Genomic DNA, 13,469 nt, shown 5'->3' with positions numbered 1-13,469 from the left:
GGCTTCCTCAGGGGTGGGCGGTGAAGCGGCCGAACCGGCCCTGGTGGTAGAGCAGCGGGCGGGCGGCGGACTGCACCCCGGCCTCCGCCACCAGGCCCACGACCAGCACGTGATCCCCCACGTCGCGGATCTCGTACGGCAGGCACACCAGATGGGCGGACACGTCGAGCAGCAGCGGCGCGCCCAGCGGGCCGGGCCGCCATCGGGTGGGCTCGGCGAAGCGGTCGACGCCCTTGCGGGCGAACCGGGACGCCACGTCGGCCTGGTCACCGGCCAGCACGTTGACGGCGAAGTGACCGGCCGCGCGCAGGGCGGGCCAGGTGGTCGAGGAACGGTCCACGTAGAAGGAGACGAGGGGTGGTTCGAGGCTGACGGAGGAGAAGGAGGTGGCGGTCAGGCCGACGGGGACGCCCGCGTTCTGCGCGGTGATCACCACGACGCCGGCGGCGTGCACGGCGAGGGCCTGGCGGAAGCGGTCGGCGTCGACGACGGGGCCGGGCAGCGTTTCCGTCATCGGTCCTCCTCCGGGTCCGCTTCGTCGTCGGGGAGGTCGTACCAGTGGATGTCGCCGGGAAAGGGGTCAAGATCGATCACGAGAATGTCCTCACGGGGAGAAAGGCGTGGCTGGGTCGTGATCAACGACACTGCGCGCTGGCGACGTGACCGAAGTCCACGTGCGGGCGCCTGGTCAGGTTGAGTCCCTGGCTCATACCGGAAACGTACGTCGCGCCGTCCGTTAAGTCAACATTTCCTACTCGTTTTATAGGAATTGGAGACGCGCGGGCGGGAACGGGTTGTCGGGCAGCAGGATCACCCGGCGTCCCTCCCTCGGACGCAGCGCCGCGTCCAGGTGCAGCAGGGCGGCGCCGATGCCCGCCGCGCCCACCATGTAGCCCGTGTCGGCCGTCAGCTCGCCCGGCCGCAGCCGCCGGTACGCCTGATACCAGCGCAGCCCCCGGCCACCCGACCCGTCGGCGGTCCCGATCAGATGCTCGGCGAGCGCCTGCGCGTGATCCAGGTACGCCTGCCGCCCCGAAGCCGCCCACAGCCCCACGAACAGCTCAAGCAGCCCGGCCGCGCCGCAGCACTGGCATGCCGCGTTCCAGAACCCCGGCGTACGCCGCTGCGGCACCTCGCTCTCGACCACGCCGTGCGCCAGCCGCTCGACCCAGTCGAGATCCCCCGGATCGCCGCCCACCCGGTGAAGCTCGTGGAACATCCGGGCCACCCCCGCCGAGCCCGAACAGAACCCCAGATAGTGCAGCTCCCTCGCCTGCGGCACGTGATGCGGCACCACCGCGCACCGCCCCGCCACCACGCTCACCTCCCGCACGAACCCGGCCCCCCGCCGCGCCGCCTCCAGGAACCGCATGTCCCCGGTGGCCCCGTACAGCCTGGCCAGCAAGAACGCCGTCCCCGCCGTCCCCGCCAGGAACCCGGGCGCCACCGCGTCCGCCGGCAACGCCGCCCGATCCCCGCCCTCGGACTCCCCCGCCCGATCGTCAACGGGCCTCACCGCGGGCGGGGGCGCCTCACGGGGGTCGGCGCGCCCGGAGGAGGCCGGCGGTTCACCGGGGTCGGCGCGCCTCAAGGGCTCGTCGGGAGTGTGGGCGTCGTGGGGCGTGGGGGCCTCGCCGGGGCGCCCTGGCGGCGTCCCTTCAGCGGACTGCGGCGAGCGGGGCGGCTCATTGTGCGGCGGGCGAGCGGGCGAAGGTGGAGGGGGCGGAGGGGGTGGGGGCGGAGAGGGTGGGGCGCCGAAGCGGTGGCCGGGGACGGCGAGGCCGGCGATGCGGGCGCCCGCCTCCAGCGCCACGTCCTCGCAGGCGCGCACGCCGAGCGCGGTGGCCGCGCGGAGCAGGGCGAGCACGATGCCGCCGTCACCCCGCTGCGCCGGGTCGCCGGTCCAGCCGGGCCCACCGGGCAGCGGGCGGGCGGCGGCGGCGATGCGGGCTGCGGCGGCCGCGGCCTCCTCCTCGAACCCGCCGTCGTCCAGCGCCCAGCCGGCCTCGGCGAGCGCCACCACCGTGCCCGCCAGCCCGTGGTAGAGGGTCAGATCCGGCTGGTCACGCCACCCGGCCGCCAGGTAGCGGGCCCCGGCGCGGGCGTCCTCTAGGTACGTCTCGTCACCGGTGGCGTCGGCCAGCTCGAGGAAGAAGAGCACGATGCCCGCCGCCCCCGCGTAGAGGGACGCGGGCTCGGCGGGGACGGCCGCCCGGCCGCCCGGGTCGGGGTTGGCCGCCCAGTGCCGCCGCCCCCGGCCGTCGTCGACGGCGGCCGACCGGATCCACCGTGCCGCCTCGACGGCGGCGTCGAGGGGTGTGCGCGCGCGGGTCGTGTCCGAGCCCATGCGCTCAGTATCCCACAGAGACAGTAGGGAATTCCGCTACGTGTTACCGCTAACGCAACGCGCCGGGAAAGGACGCCTCTCCCGGCGCGTACCGGGAGCTATCTGTAGGTGATGTCGGAGGAGGAGTAGAGGCAGTTGACCCCGTCCGCACCGGAGCCGATCTTCTCGGGCTCGCTCCCCTTCGGAACGCCCCGGTACTTCTCGCAGATCGTCGCGCTCCCGTACACCGTGATCCGGCTGAACCTGGCCGTGTCACCCCAGTTGGTGTTGATCCCGGCCAGCACCTTCGTGGACCGGGCGGTGACGCCGTCCATGACCACGTGCCGCTGGTAGGAGCTGGAGCAGTTGCCGCACGCCCGATAGAGCTTGCCCGAGCTGTGCACCTGGAAGTCGCGGATCGTCACCGTGCCCGCGCCGTTGTGCTGGAACACCTTGTCGGAGCCCGACTTCGCGCCGCCGCCCTCGACCAGGTAGCGCGCCGAGGAGCTGGAGCTCTTGAACGTGGCGGCGTCCTCGCCCACGTCGTTCCACCACACGTTGCGGATCGTGCACGAGCCCTCGCAGTGGATGCCGTCGCCGGCCGGGGCGTCGATGATCACGTTCTGGATGGTGCCGCCGTTCGCCACCACGAACATCGGGTCCTGGCTCTCGCCCTGCCCGCCGTCGCCGATGCCGTAGTAGCGCTTCATGCCGCCGTCGAAGAACGTGCCGACCTCGCGCGTCTCCGTCTGGTGGACGCTGCCGGTGTCGGACGGCCACGCGCCGCTGCCGTCGCCGCCGCCGCTGTCGCCGGAGCCGAGCTTGACGAGCCGCCACTGCTGGTTGGCGCCGTTCAGGTCGTCCCACTGGGAGACGCGGGCGCCGTCGCTCGTGGCCCACTCCCAGGCCTCCAGGGCCTTGCCGCTGTGGCGGTTGATCAGGCGTACGTGCCCGCCGTCGGAGTCGGCCAGGCGGAACTGCTGGTTCCAGCCGTTCAGATCGGCCCACTGGACGATCTGCGCGCCGCCTTCGGCGTTCCACTCGTAGACGTCGAGCACCTTGCCGCTGTGCCGGGACTTGAGCCGGTAGTAGCCGTCGCCGGAGCTGACGAACCGCCACTGCTGCTGGTTGCCGTCGTTGCGCGCCCACTGCACGATCGGGGCGCCGTCGGCGGCGGCGAAGTTGTACAGGTCCAGGGCCTTGCCGCTGTGCCGGTTCACCAGGACGTACCAGGCGCCGGTGTCGACGGTGGCGGCCTGGGCCGGCGGTGGCAACACGGCCAGGGCGCCCGTCAGTGCCGTCACCACGGCGGTGGCGGCCACGGACAGGCGGCGCAAGAGTTGACGTAACATGTCCGCTCCCTTCGGGTAAGCGCTTTCCCTGATTGATCCCACGCCCCCGGCAGGCCGTCAACGAATGAGCCCTTCCCTCGGCGACAACCAGCGACTTCTCATGAAAGTTTCACGCTCGTCCGCTCTCCCAGCCGCGTGCCACCAGAAAATCAACCCTTGTTGCAGTTATGGGCGCCTCCTAGAATCAACAAGCCATCAAGATCTTTCCAATCCGAGGGAGTCAAGATGACCTGGAAGACAGCGCTTGCCATTTCCACCGTGGCGGCCCTGCTCTCCACTCCTGCTGTCATGGCGACACCTGCGGCGGCCACGAGCGTCACGCAGGAAGGGGCCGAGGCAACGGTTCTGGCCTGCTATTACTTCGTCAAGCGCGGAGATACGGCGAGAGGGATCGCCGGCAAACTCGGGATCTCCTACTCTACGCTCGCCGCCCTGAACCCGGGCGTCGACCTCAACAATCTTCACGTAGGACAGCGTCTGAGAGTGCCGGAAGCGAACTGCGACTGGTAGCCCTTCCCTGTAGCGCCGGATTACGTCGCGTCAGTGGGCCCGCGCGGTGGCCGCTCGACCAGTCGGAGGCTAACTGTTCGGGAATGAGACTCGCTTGGCATGGGCTTGAGGAAAGAGAAATGGCGTTACTTCCCTCAAGCCCGTAGCCGTCGGGCGGGGTTATCCTGCGGGGTTCGTCTTGAGGATCTTGCCCTTGCGGTCGGCGACCAGGTAGCCGCCGTCGTACTCGTCGCTCAGGTAGACGAGCAGGACCTGCCGGGTGGCGCCGGTGAACGGGAAGTCGGTGTCGACGATGAGGTAGCGGGAGGTGGGTTTGGGGACGTTCAGGGCCTTCGGCGCCTTGCGGAACAGGGCGGGCAGGACGCTCCAGTCGAACGATTCCAGGTCCACGGCGGGGGACTTCGTGGTGTGGCCGAAGCCCTCCTGCTTGGTGACGACGCCGTCGCGGTAGAAGTAGCGGTCGTAGGCGCCCTTGCGGGCCTTCGCGGGGGCCTCGGCGGAGGCGTAGGTGGGGTAGACGGTGAGGCCGTAGACCTTGGTGCCGCCGATGACGGGCTTCATGGCCTTGATCAGGTCACGCATGCCCGTCTCGGTGTGCAGGTTGACGGCGCGGGGAGTGGGGGTGGTGGTCTCCGCCTCCGGCGTAGGGTCCTCGGTGGGGGTGCGGGCGGGGGCGGCGAGGGTGGCGGCGTCTTCGGGCCGCTGCTGGGGGCTGCCGGTCGAGGAGGGGAGCTGCGTCCAGACGACGGCGGCGACGGCCACGACGGCGGCGGCCGAGATCGCGCCGACGATCCTGCCGGTCTTCCGCTTCCCCGCGGTCCGTCCCTGGGTCGGCATCCCGTAGGGCGCGGGGGCCGGCGGGCCGCCGTAGGGCCGGCCGGGGGGATGCGTCACCGCTCCCCGGGGAGGCGGGTACGGCGAGCCCCCGAAGGGCCCGGGCGGATGCGTCGGCGAGCTGCCCGCGGGCTGGTGGCCGTAGAGCCCGCCCGGGGGGCGGGTCGGCGCCTCGACCGGCGGGGCGCCGCCGAACGGCCCGCCCCCGTGGGCCGAGGGGGCGTCGGTGGCGACGGTCAGGAGGTGGTCGAGGGTCTCGGGGCCGGGGCGGGCCGACGGGTCGCGGTTGAGCAGCGCCATCAGGGCGGGCCCGAGCGCCCCGGCCCGTTCCGGCGGCGGCACCTCCTGGTTGAGCACCGCCGCGAGCGTCGCCAGCGTGGTGGCGCGGCGCAACGGATGCCGCCCCTCGACCGCCACGTACAGCATCATGCCGAGCGACCACAGGTCGGAGGCCGGGTCGCCCTCGTGCCCGTTGATGCGCTCGGGCGCCATGTATTCGGGTGAGCCGATGAACGACCCGGTGGCCGTCAGGCTGGGCGCCTCGCGTACGGCGGCGATGCCGAAGTCCGTCAGGACGGAGCGCCCGTCGGAGCGGAGCAGGACGTTGGCGGGCTTGACGTCGCGGTGCTGGATGCCGACGGCGTGGGCGGCGCGCAGCGCCGACAGCACCTCGCGGCCGAGCCGCGCGACCTCCGCGGGGGGCATCGGGCCGTGGGCGAGCCGGTCCTGGAGCGAGCCGCCGGTGACGAGCTCCATGACGAGCCACGGGTACGTGTCCGTGCCCTCGTCGACGATGTGGTGGATGGTGGCGACGTGCGGGTGGTTGAGCCGAGCCAGGGCGCGGGCCTCGCGCAGCACGCGGGCGCGCAGCTCGCGGGCCAGGGCCGGGTCGTGCTCGTCCATGGCCGGGTCGGGCGGCCGCACTTCCTTGAGCGCGACGTCGCGGTGCAGGGCGGTGTCCCAGGCCCGCCACACCAGACCCATGCCGCCGCCGCCGAGCCGTTCGCGCAGCTCGAAGCGGCCGTCGATGACCCGTTCACGCATGGGCAGCAGAGTACGCGTTCCGCTCGGACGACGGCAGTCCGGGTAAAGACGGCCAGATCCAACCATGGAGTAGTTGAAAGCTCACTATGGGTACTGACCACTGCGGATGATCAGATCACCACCCGCAGGGGGCACCCATGTACAAGCACGTCATCACCGCACTCGCAGCGACGGCCACCGGCGTCACGCTGATGGCCGCGCCGGCCGCGGCCGACGACTACGACGACCGGCTCAGGGAGTGGTGCGCGAACGCCACGTACCTGCCGCACTCGCCGCTGCGCGACGTGATCGGCGACGACGAGCTGGTCCAGTACCTGACCGACGACGAGTACGGCCGTGACGGCGTACGGATCAGCTACGACAGGCAGCCGACCGCCGAGGAGTGGGCCGAGATCAACGGCTACGTCCACGCGCTGATGGGCCAGGTCTTCGACTCGAACTCGAACGCGGACGCCACCGCCAGGCGCAACGGCCCGGTCGGCACGGTCAACGTGAACGGGCACGTCCGGGGCCTGATCACGGCGCCGTGGTGCGAGGAGTACAACCGCCGGTACGGCGCCTACCACCCGCACTGGGCCGACTCCTACCGTTCGAACTGGCCGCACTCCTACCGGCCGCAGTGGCAGCAGCCCTACGGCCCGTGGATCGGCCCGTGGACGGGCCCGTGGAACCGTCCGACCTCGTCGGCGACGACGACCGCGCCGCGCTCGTCCTCGGCACCGGCGGCACCGTCGACGCCGTCGGCACCGTCAGCTTCGTCCTCGCTGCTGGACAACATCGGCGTCACCGGGCTGCTCAACAGCCTCGGGCTCTCCCGCTGAGCCCCGAGCCGCTTCAGGCGGATCCGGCTCTCCCGGCCGGCCGGCTCCAGCTCGATCACGCGTGCGTCCTGTGGCAGGTGACGCAGGTCGTGGGTGATGAGGATGGTGGTCCGTCCGGCCATGAGCCGCCGCAGCGGCTCCATGATGCGCGTGGCCGTGGCCTGGTCGAGGCCGGTCATCGGCTCGTCGAGGACGAGCACGGGGGCGTCGCGCAGGATCGCCCTGGCGATGGCCACGCGCTGCCGCTGCCCCCCGGACAGCAGCCTGCCCCGCTGCCCGACCGGGGAGTCGTACCCCCGGGGCAGGGTCCTGACGAAGTCGTGCACCCCGGCGAGCTCGGCGGCGCGGATGACCTCGTCGTGGGTGGCGTCCGGCCGGCCGTAGGCGATGTTGTCGCGTACGGTCCCCGAGAACAGCAGCGTCTCCTGGTGCAGGATCGTGATGTTGTCGCGCAGAGACGCCCTGGTGAGCTCGCGGATGTCGTGGCCGTCGAGCAGCACGCGGCCGGTGTCGGGGTCGTAGAACCGCAGCAGCAGCTTGGCCAGCGTCGACTTGCCCGCGCCGCTGGGTCCGGTGAGCACGACAAGCTCGCCTGGTTCGGCGGTGAACGACAGGTTCTGGAGGGTGGGCCGTCTGCGGCCGGGATAGCGGAAGCCGACGTGCTCGAAGCCGACGCGGCCGGCGGCGCGGCCGGGGAGCGGCCGGGCGCCGGGGGCGTCCTCGACGGTGGGCCTGGTCCTGAGCACCTCCATGACGCGGTCGGAGCCGGCCGCCGCCTCCGACACGGTGAGCGCGATCTCGCCGAGGCTCTGCACGGCCGGGTAGAGCATGGCCAGGTACGCGGCGAAGGCCAGCAGGCCGCCCAGCGTGAGCCGTCCGGCGGCGATCTCCCACGCGCCGACGCCCAGGATGACGATGAGGCAGACGGTCTCCAGCACCTGGACGGCGGGACCGTACAGGCCGGCGAGCCACGCCTGCGACAGGTTGGCGCGCAGCCAGCCTCGGCCGGTCGCGTGCAGCCGGGCCGACTCGGCGGACTGGCGGTTGTAGGACTGGACGAGCGCCTGGTTGGCCAGCCCCTCCTCGATGACGCTGTTCATCTCGCCGTTACTGGAGCGCTCGCGCGCCGAGGCCACCCTGAAGCGGGAGGCGAACATCTTCGACACCACGAGGAAGGCGGGGACCAGCGCCATCGTGATCAGGGCCAGGTCCCAGCGGACGTAGAAGGCGGCGCCGGCGAAGAAGACAACGCTGGCGGCCGTGGTGAACAGCTTGACCAGGCCCGATCCCATCAGCTCTTCGATGGCCTCGATGTCGTCCGTGAGCCTGGCCATGAGGTCGCCGAGGCGGCGGTTCTCCCCGTAGTCGGGCGAGAGCGTCTGGATGTGGGTGAACACCCGGTCGCGCAGGCTCAGCAGGAAACGTTCGGCGCCGACGGCGGTGGCGTACGTGCCGGTGAGCGAGGCGACGCCGGCGACGGCGGCGAGGCCGAGCCAGGTGAGCGCAGGCCCCCAGAACGCGCCGAGGTCGCGGGTGGTGAGCACTTCATCGGTGATCCGGCCGAACAGGCCGATCGCCGCGACTTCGCAGAGCGCGGCGACCGCGGCGAAAACGACGCCCGCGGCGAGCAACCAGCGCAGGCCGCGGGTATTGGGCCAGAATTCACGGAAGGTGCGGCGGAGGGAGACCGCCGGCGCGAGCGCCGGACGGTCTCCCCGCCTAGGAAAAGAGAATGAGAGACGGCGGTCGGCCCGCCGACTCTCACGGCGTTCTCTTACCACCACCACCGCCTACGACGGCAGCCACCGTAGTAACGGCGGCGCCGACAGCAGCGGCGACGGTAGCAGTGGGACCGGTAACCACTCTGAATGAGAGTCATTTCTCCTCCCCCTGTTTCTAGTGCCCTAAAGGGACACTAGTCCTGATATACCCGTAAATCACCCCAATCACTTCGGCCAAAGAAGACTTGACCGGTCCCACCCGTTCCTTTTTGTTGCGGTAAATGGGCGGAAATGGGCTAGGTGATCAAATGCGCGGAAGGAAAATGCGGTGAATCCAGCCTTTGCGGGGAAACGGTCCGGCCTGCCGGCGCGACCTTGTGGAGCGCCTGAGCGTCACCGTGGAACCCGGCCCGCGGACCCGTCAAGAACGTCAAGCACACGGAAGGGGCCGGGGAGGTGTTTCGCCTTGGTACGGCGGGCCCTCCCCGGCCCCAGGTGCATCGCGCGCCTCAGTGCTTGAAGCAGTGCCCCAGCGCTTGAGGCGGTGCTGTGCCTCAGTGCTTGAAGGCGTCCTTGACGTTGCGGGCGGCGTCCTTCGCCTTCTCGCCCGCCTGCTTGACCTTGCCCTTGCTGCGGTCGGCGCGGCCCTCGGCCTCGAGGCGTTCGTCGTCGGTCGCCCGGCCCACGCCCTCCTTGGCCCTGCCCTTCAGCTCTTCGGCCTTGTTCGAAATCTTGTCGTCGGCGCCCATGTCGGCCCCCTGTCTGTCGCTTGATCCGGGCCTGCCTCCTATCCGAGCCCGGTGCCGGAAAACCTCCCCACGGCATGGCGGACACGTACGGTCCCCGGGCTCAGGGGCATCATCCAGAGCATGGGACCGATCGAGATCCAGCGCGTCTACGACCACGAGCCGGCCGAGGGCGCGGTGTTCCTGGTGGACCGGATGTGGCCGCGCGGGGTGCGCAAGGACGACCTCCGGCTCGACGGCTGGGCGCGGGACGCGGCGCCCTCGACCGAGCTGCGCAAGTGGTTCGGGCACCGGCCCGAGCGGTTCGCCGAGTTCGCCGAGCGCTACCGCGAGGAGCTGGCCGGGCGCGACGACGCCGTCCGGCCGCTGCTCGACGCCGCCGCGAAGGGCCGGGTGACGCTGCTCTACGGCGCCAAGGACACCGAGCACAACCAGGCGGTCGTCCTGCGGGACTACCTCAGGGAGCGGGCGGGCTGAGCCGCGCCGGGAAGCCGCCGGTCGCGATCGGGCCCCAGCGCTCGATGCGCACGCGGATCAGTGACTTGTCCTGGCGGCGCATGGCCTCGCGGTACTCGTCCCAGTCGGGATGCTCGCCGGAGATGCACCTGAAGTACTCGACCAGGCCCTCCAGCGCCTCCGGCATGTCGAGCACCTCGGCCCGGCCGTCGACCTGCACGTACGGGCCGTCCCAGTCGTCCGACAGCACGCAGATCGACACGCGGTCGTCGCGGCGCGCGTTGACGGCCTTGGCGCGGTCCGGATAGGTGGAGATCACGATCCGGCCGTCACCGTCGACCCCGCAGGTGACGGGCGAGAGCTGCGGGCGGCCGTCGGCGCGGGTGGTCGACAGCAGGCCGTGGTGCCGGGGACGGAGGAAGTCGAGCAGCTCGGGCAGCTCCACCCGGCTGGCCGTCGCGATCCTTGGAGCCATTTCACCTACCTTTCCACAGCTTCGTACGACCTTCCAGTACTCGTACGAATGCGTTGCGTGATGTCCGTTGATCGGGTAAGCCAGTGACATGTCCTTGGAAGGGTGGTTACTGGGCGGGCGCTACCGGTTGCTCTCGAAGCTGGGAGAGGGCGGCATGGGCGCCGTGTGGCGGGCCCGCGACGAGCTCCTCGACCGTGAGGTCGCGATCAAGGAGGTGACCGCCGCCGGGCAGCGGGCGGCCGACACGATGCGGGAGGCGCGCATCGCCGCCAAGCTGACGCACCCGAACATCGCCGCCGTCCACGACGTGGTGCTGGCCGGCGAGCGGCCGTGGATCGTCATGCAGTACGTGCCGTCGAGCAGCCTGGCCCGGATGATCGCCGACCGGGGCCCGCTGGCCGTGCCGACCGTGACGCGCATCGGGCTGGAGGTGCTGGCCGCGCTCCGCTACGCCCACGCCTCGGGGGTGCTGCACCGGGACGTGAAGCCGGGCAACATCCTGCTCACCTCCGAGGGGCACGCCATCCTGACGGACTTCGGGCTGGCGACGACGCTGGACGGCGAGCCGTCGGGCCGGCCCGGCGTGGTCGTGGGCACGCCCGCCTACATCGCGCCCGAGCGGGCCGGCGGCGGGCCGTCCACGGCGCTGAGCGACCTGTGGTCGCTGGGGGCGACGCTGTACGCGGCGGTGGAGGGCCGGGCGCCGTACCGGCACAGCAGCGAGCTGGCCACGCTGAGCGCGGTCGTGAGCACCCGCCCGGACCCGTTCGAGCGGGCCGGTGAGCTGGCGCCGCTGATCGGCGGGCTGCTGGAGAAGGATCCCGAACGCCGCACCGGCGCCGCCGAGGCGCACGCGCAGCTGACCGCCCTGCTGGGCAAGTCCGAGCCCGCGCCGCCCGACCGGCCGACGGGCGGGGCCGCCGCACAGCGGACCGGCCGCGGGCGGCGCTGGTGCGCCGGTGGGCGGCGGCGGGAGACGGCGGGGCTGCTGGCGCTGGCCGGGATCGTCGTGGCCGCCACGTCGTGGAGCGCCACCCCCGTGGCGGGCCCGCCCGTGCCCGCCCCGCACCCCACCACCACCGCGACCGCCACAGCCACGGCCACGGCGACCGCGACGGTCACCGCCACGGCCGAGCCGGCGCCGGAGACAACGCGCCCGCAGACGACCCGGTCGGAAGCGACCCCGTCGGAAGCGACCACTTCGGAACCGACCCCGTCGGAAGCGACCCCATCGGAACCGGCCACCCCGTCGGAAGCGACGCCCCAGAGCAGGACCACGCAGCCGGACACGACGACCCAGGCCGGCGAGACGTCCCATGCGCGCCCCCGCCGGGCCGCGAACTCGTCCGACCGGCAACGGCCCGACCAGCCCCCCGGTCAGGCCAGGAAGAAGGCCGACCACGGCAAGGGCCCCAAGCGCTAGTTACGTACATTTGCCGATGCGTTCCCATACCCGCCGTGCTTACTGTCTGCCGGTTCGAACGCCGTCCGTGAAGGTGGGTACATGCGTACGTTGACCGCGTTCCTCTCCACCGTCGTGCTGGCCACGGCGCTCACCGCGCCCACGGGCCAGGCCGTCGCCGCGGCGAAGCCCGCGGCGGGCCAGGCCGACGTCGTCTACCAGCGGGCCGACTTCGCCGGCGGCACCGCGGAGGGCACCACCGCCGGCGACGGGCTGTCGTTCGCGAGCGTCGCGGGCACCGCCTCCTACACCGACGCCCTCGGCACCCGGACCTGGGAGTACGCCCGCTGGACCGGGCCCGAACGGCAGACGGGCTTCGGCGCGACCGAGCTGATCGCCTCCTGGACGGCCGACATCCCGGCCGGGAGCTGGATGCAGGTCGAGGCACGCGCCCGGCACGCCGCCGGGCTGACGAAGTGGTACGTGCTGGGCCGCTGGGCCTACGGCGAGGGCGACATCCGCCGCACGTCGGTGCCCGGCCAGGGCGACGCCGACGCGAACGTGGCCGTCGACACACTGGTGGCCGCCGACGGCCGGCTGATCGACGCCTACCAGCTCCGCGTCACCCTCTACCGGACGCCGGGCTCGGCGGTGACGCCACGGGTGCGCACGCTGGGCGCGATGGCCTCGCACGTCCCGGAGCGCAAGAGGGTCCCGGTGAGCCCCGGCGGCGGCGCGTGGGGCACGGAGCTGGACGTGCCGCGCCGCTCGCAGAGCATCCACTCGGGCCACTACCCGGAGTGGGACGGCGGCGGCCAGGCGTGGTGCAGCCCGTCCTCGACCACGATGGTGCTGGGCTACTGGGGCCGGTGGCCGAGCGCGCAGGACACCGCCTGGGTGGACCCGTCGGACCCGAACCCGGAGGTCGACCACGCGGCGCGCTACACCTACGACCACGCCTACCAGGGCGCGGGCAACTGGCCGTTCAACGTCGCCTACGCGGGCCGCTACGGCGTGGACGGGTTCGTGACGCGGCTGCGGACGCTGACGGAGCTGGAGAAGCTGGTCGGCGCGGGCATCCCGGTGATCACCTCGCAGTCGTTCAAGAAGGGCGAGCTGCCCGGCGCCGGGTACGGGACGGACGGGCACATCATGGTGGTCGTCGGCTTCACCGAGAACGGCGACGTGATCGCCAACGACCCGGCCTCGCCCAGCAACGACGCGGTGCGCCGGGTCTACCCGCGGGCCGACTTCGAGAACGTGTGGCTGCGCAGCTCCAGCAGCGGCGGCGTGGTGTACGTCATCCACCCGCCGGGCCGCGCGCTGCCCGCCACGACGCCGGGGCTGCCGGCCAACTGGTGATCACAGCCGTGAGACGCCGCACGCCCGGCCGGGCGAGTCGGCGACGCGGTCCTCGTACACGCCGACCTTGAACGTGATGAGGTCCAGGCAGCGGGTGAGCTCCTCGATCTGGCCGCTCACCCGCTCCTGGTGGGCGCGCATCAGCTCCAGGCGCTCGTCCTCGGTGCCGGGGCCCTGGCGGACCAGCTCGGTGTAGCGGCGGATGTCGGGCAGCGGCATGCCGGAGGCGCGCAGGAGCACGCACATGCCGAGCCAGTCGACGTGGTCCTCGGTGTAGACGCGGCGGCCTCCGGCGTCACGCTCGACGGGGTGGGCCAGGATGCCCTCTTGCTCGTAGAAGCGCAGGGCGTGCACGCTCAGGCCGGTGCGCTCGGCGACCTGCGAGATGGTCAGCATGGTGTCCAGTTTGACCTAGAGCCG

The 13,469-nt window shown here is 71.9% G+C and carries 12 protein-coding genes; 4 read left to right on the top strand and 8 right to left on the bottom strand.

Going from position 1 to position 13,469, the window contains the following annotated elements; genetic code table 11:
• Window positions 1-7: 7 nt before the first annotated feature.
• The 3 genes from AB0G11_RS01920 to AB0G11_RS01910 form a co-directional block, all read right to left on the bottom strand.
• Window positions 8-514: a flavin reductase family protein gene (locus AB0G11_RS01920; protein WP_357583314.1), complete on the bottom strand. Its 507-nt coding sequence runs from the start codon at window positions 512-514 to the stop codon at window positions 8-10.
• A 246-nt stretch (window positions 515-760) separates the two neighbouring features.
• Entirely contained in the window at window positions 761-2,347 is a 1,587-nt protein-coding gene (locus AB0G11_RS01915; RefSeq protein WP_357583312.1) for a lanthionine synthetase LanC family protein, read from the bottom strand.
• A gap of 98 nt (window positions 2,348-2,445) precedes the next feature.
• Complete coding sequence (locus tag AB0G11_RS01910) at window positions 2,446-3,678, bottom strand: pectate lyase (protein ID WP_357583310.1); 1,233 nt, start codon at window positions 3,676-3,678, stop codon at window positions 2,446-2,448.
• A gap of 225 nt (window positions 3,679-3,903) precedes the next feature.
• On the opposite strand from AB0G11_RS01910, the gene AB0G11_RS01905 reads away from it, so the two are divergent.
• Entirely contained in the window at window positions 3,904-4,188 is a 285-nt protein-coding gene (locus tag AB0G11_RS01905; protein ID WP_357583308.1) for a LysM domain-containing protein, read from the top strand.
• Window positions 4,189-4,347: 159 nt separating this feature from the next.
• Here AB0G11_RS01905 and AB0G11_RS01900 read toward each other — a convergent pair whose 3' ends face one another.
• The 3 genes from AB0G11_RS01900 to AB0G11_RS01890 form a co-directional block, all read right to left on the bottom strand.
• Entirely contained in the window at window positions 4,348-6,066 is a 1,719-nt protein-coding gene (locus AB0G11_RS01900) for a serine/threonine-protein kinase (protein ID WP_357583306.1), read from the bottom strand.
• A gap of 631 nt (window positions 6,067-6,697) precedes the next feature.
• Window positions 6,698-8,518: an ABC transporter transmembrane domain-containing protein gene (locus AB0G11_RS01895; protein ID WP_357583304.1), complete on the bottom strand. Its 1,821-nt coding sequence runs from the start codon at window positions 8,516-8,518 to the stop codon at window positions 6,698-6,700.
• A 644-nt stretch (window positions 8,519-9,162) separates the two neighbouring features.
• Window positions 9,163-9,357: a CsbD family protein gene (locus AB0G11_RS01890; RefSeq protein WP_219508506.1), complete on the bottom strand. Its 195-nt coding sequence runs from the start codon at window positions 9,355-9,357 to the stop codon at window positions 9,163-9,165.
• 120 nt (window positions 9,358-9,477) lie between these two features.
• Between AB0G11_RS01890 and AB0G11_RS01885 the strand changes: the two genes are divergently transcribed.
• Entirely contained in the window at window positions 9,478-9,831 is a 354-nt protein-coding gene (locus tag AB0G11_RS01885) for a DUF488 family protein (RefSeq protein ID WP_219508505.1), read from the top strand.
• Here AB0G11_RS01885 and AB0G11_RS01880 read toward each other — a convergent pair.
• Complete coding sequence (locus tag AB0G11_RS01880) at window positions 9,812-10,285, bottom strand: PPOX class F420-dependent oxidoreductase (RefSeq protein ID WP_219508504.1); 474 nt, start codon at window positions 10,283-10,285, stop codon at window positions 9,812-9,814. The genes AB0G11_RS01885 and AB0G11_RS01880 overlap by 20 nt on opposite strands.
• Window positions 10,286-10,373: 88 nt before the next feature.
• Between AB0G11_RS01880 and AB0G11_RS01875 the strand changes: the two genes are divergently transcribed.
• Together AB0G11_RS01875 and AB0G11_RS01870 are read left to right on the top strand one after the other, a co-directional pair.
• Window positions 10,374-11,708 (top strand): protein kinase, encoded by a 1,335-nt coding sequence (locus AB0G11_RS01875; protein ID WP_357583302.1) that lies wholly within the window; start codon window positions 10,374-10,376, stop codon window positions 11,706-11,708.
• An 81-nt stretch (window positions 11,709-11,789) separates the two neighbouring features.
• A complete protein-coding gene (locus AB0G11_RS01870; protein WP_357583300.1) occupies window positions 11,790-13,049 on the top strand; it encodes a C39 family peptidase in 1,260 nt (419 codons plus the stop codon).
• Here AB0G11_RS01870 and AB0G11_RS01865 read toward each other — a convergent pair whose 3' ends face one another.
• A complete protein-coding gene (locus tag AB0G11_RS01865; RefSeq protein WP_219508501.1) occupies window positions 13,050-13,445 on the bottom strand; it encodes a MerR family transcriptional regulator in 396 nt (131 codons plus the stop codon).
• Window positions 13,446-13,469 lie beyond the last annotated feature (24 nt).

The organism is Nonomuraea sp. NPDC023979, assembly GCF_040639085.1.
In the GTDB taxonomy this organism is placed as follows: Bacteria; Actinomycetota; Actinomycetes; order Streptosporangiales; family Streptosporangiaceae; genus Nonomuraea; species Nonomuraea ceibae.
The sequence above is the reverse complement of the archived record's forward strand: the minus strand, read 5'-3'. Positions and strand labels throughout refer to the sequence as shown.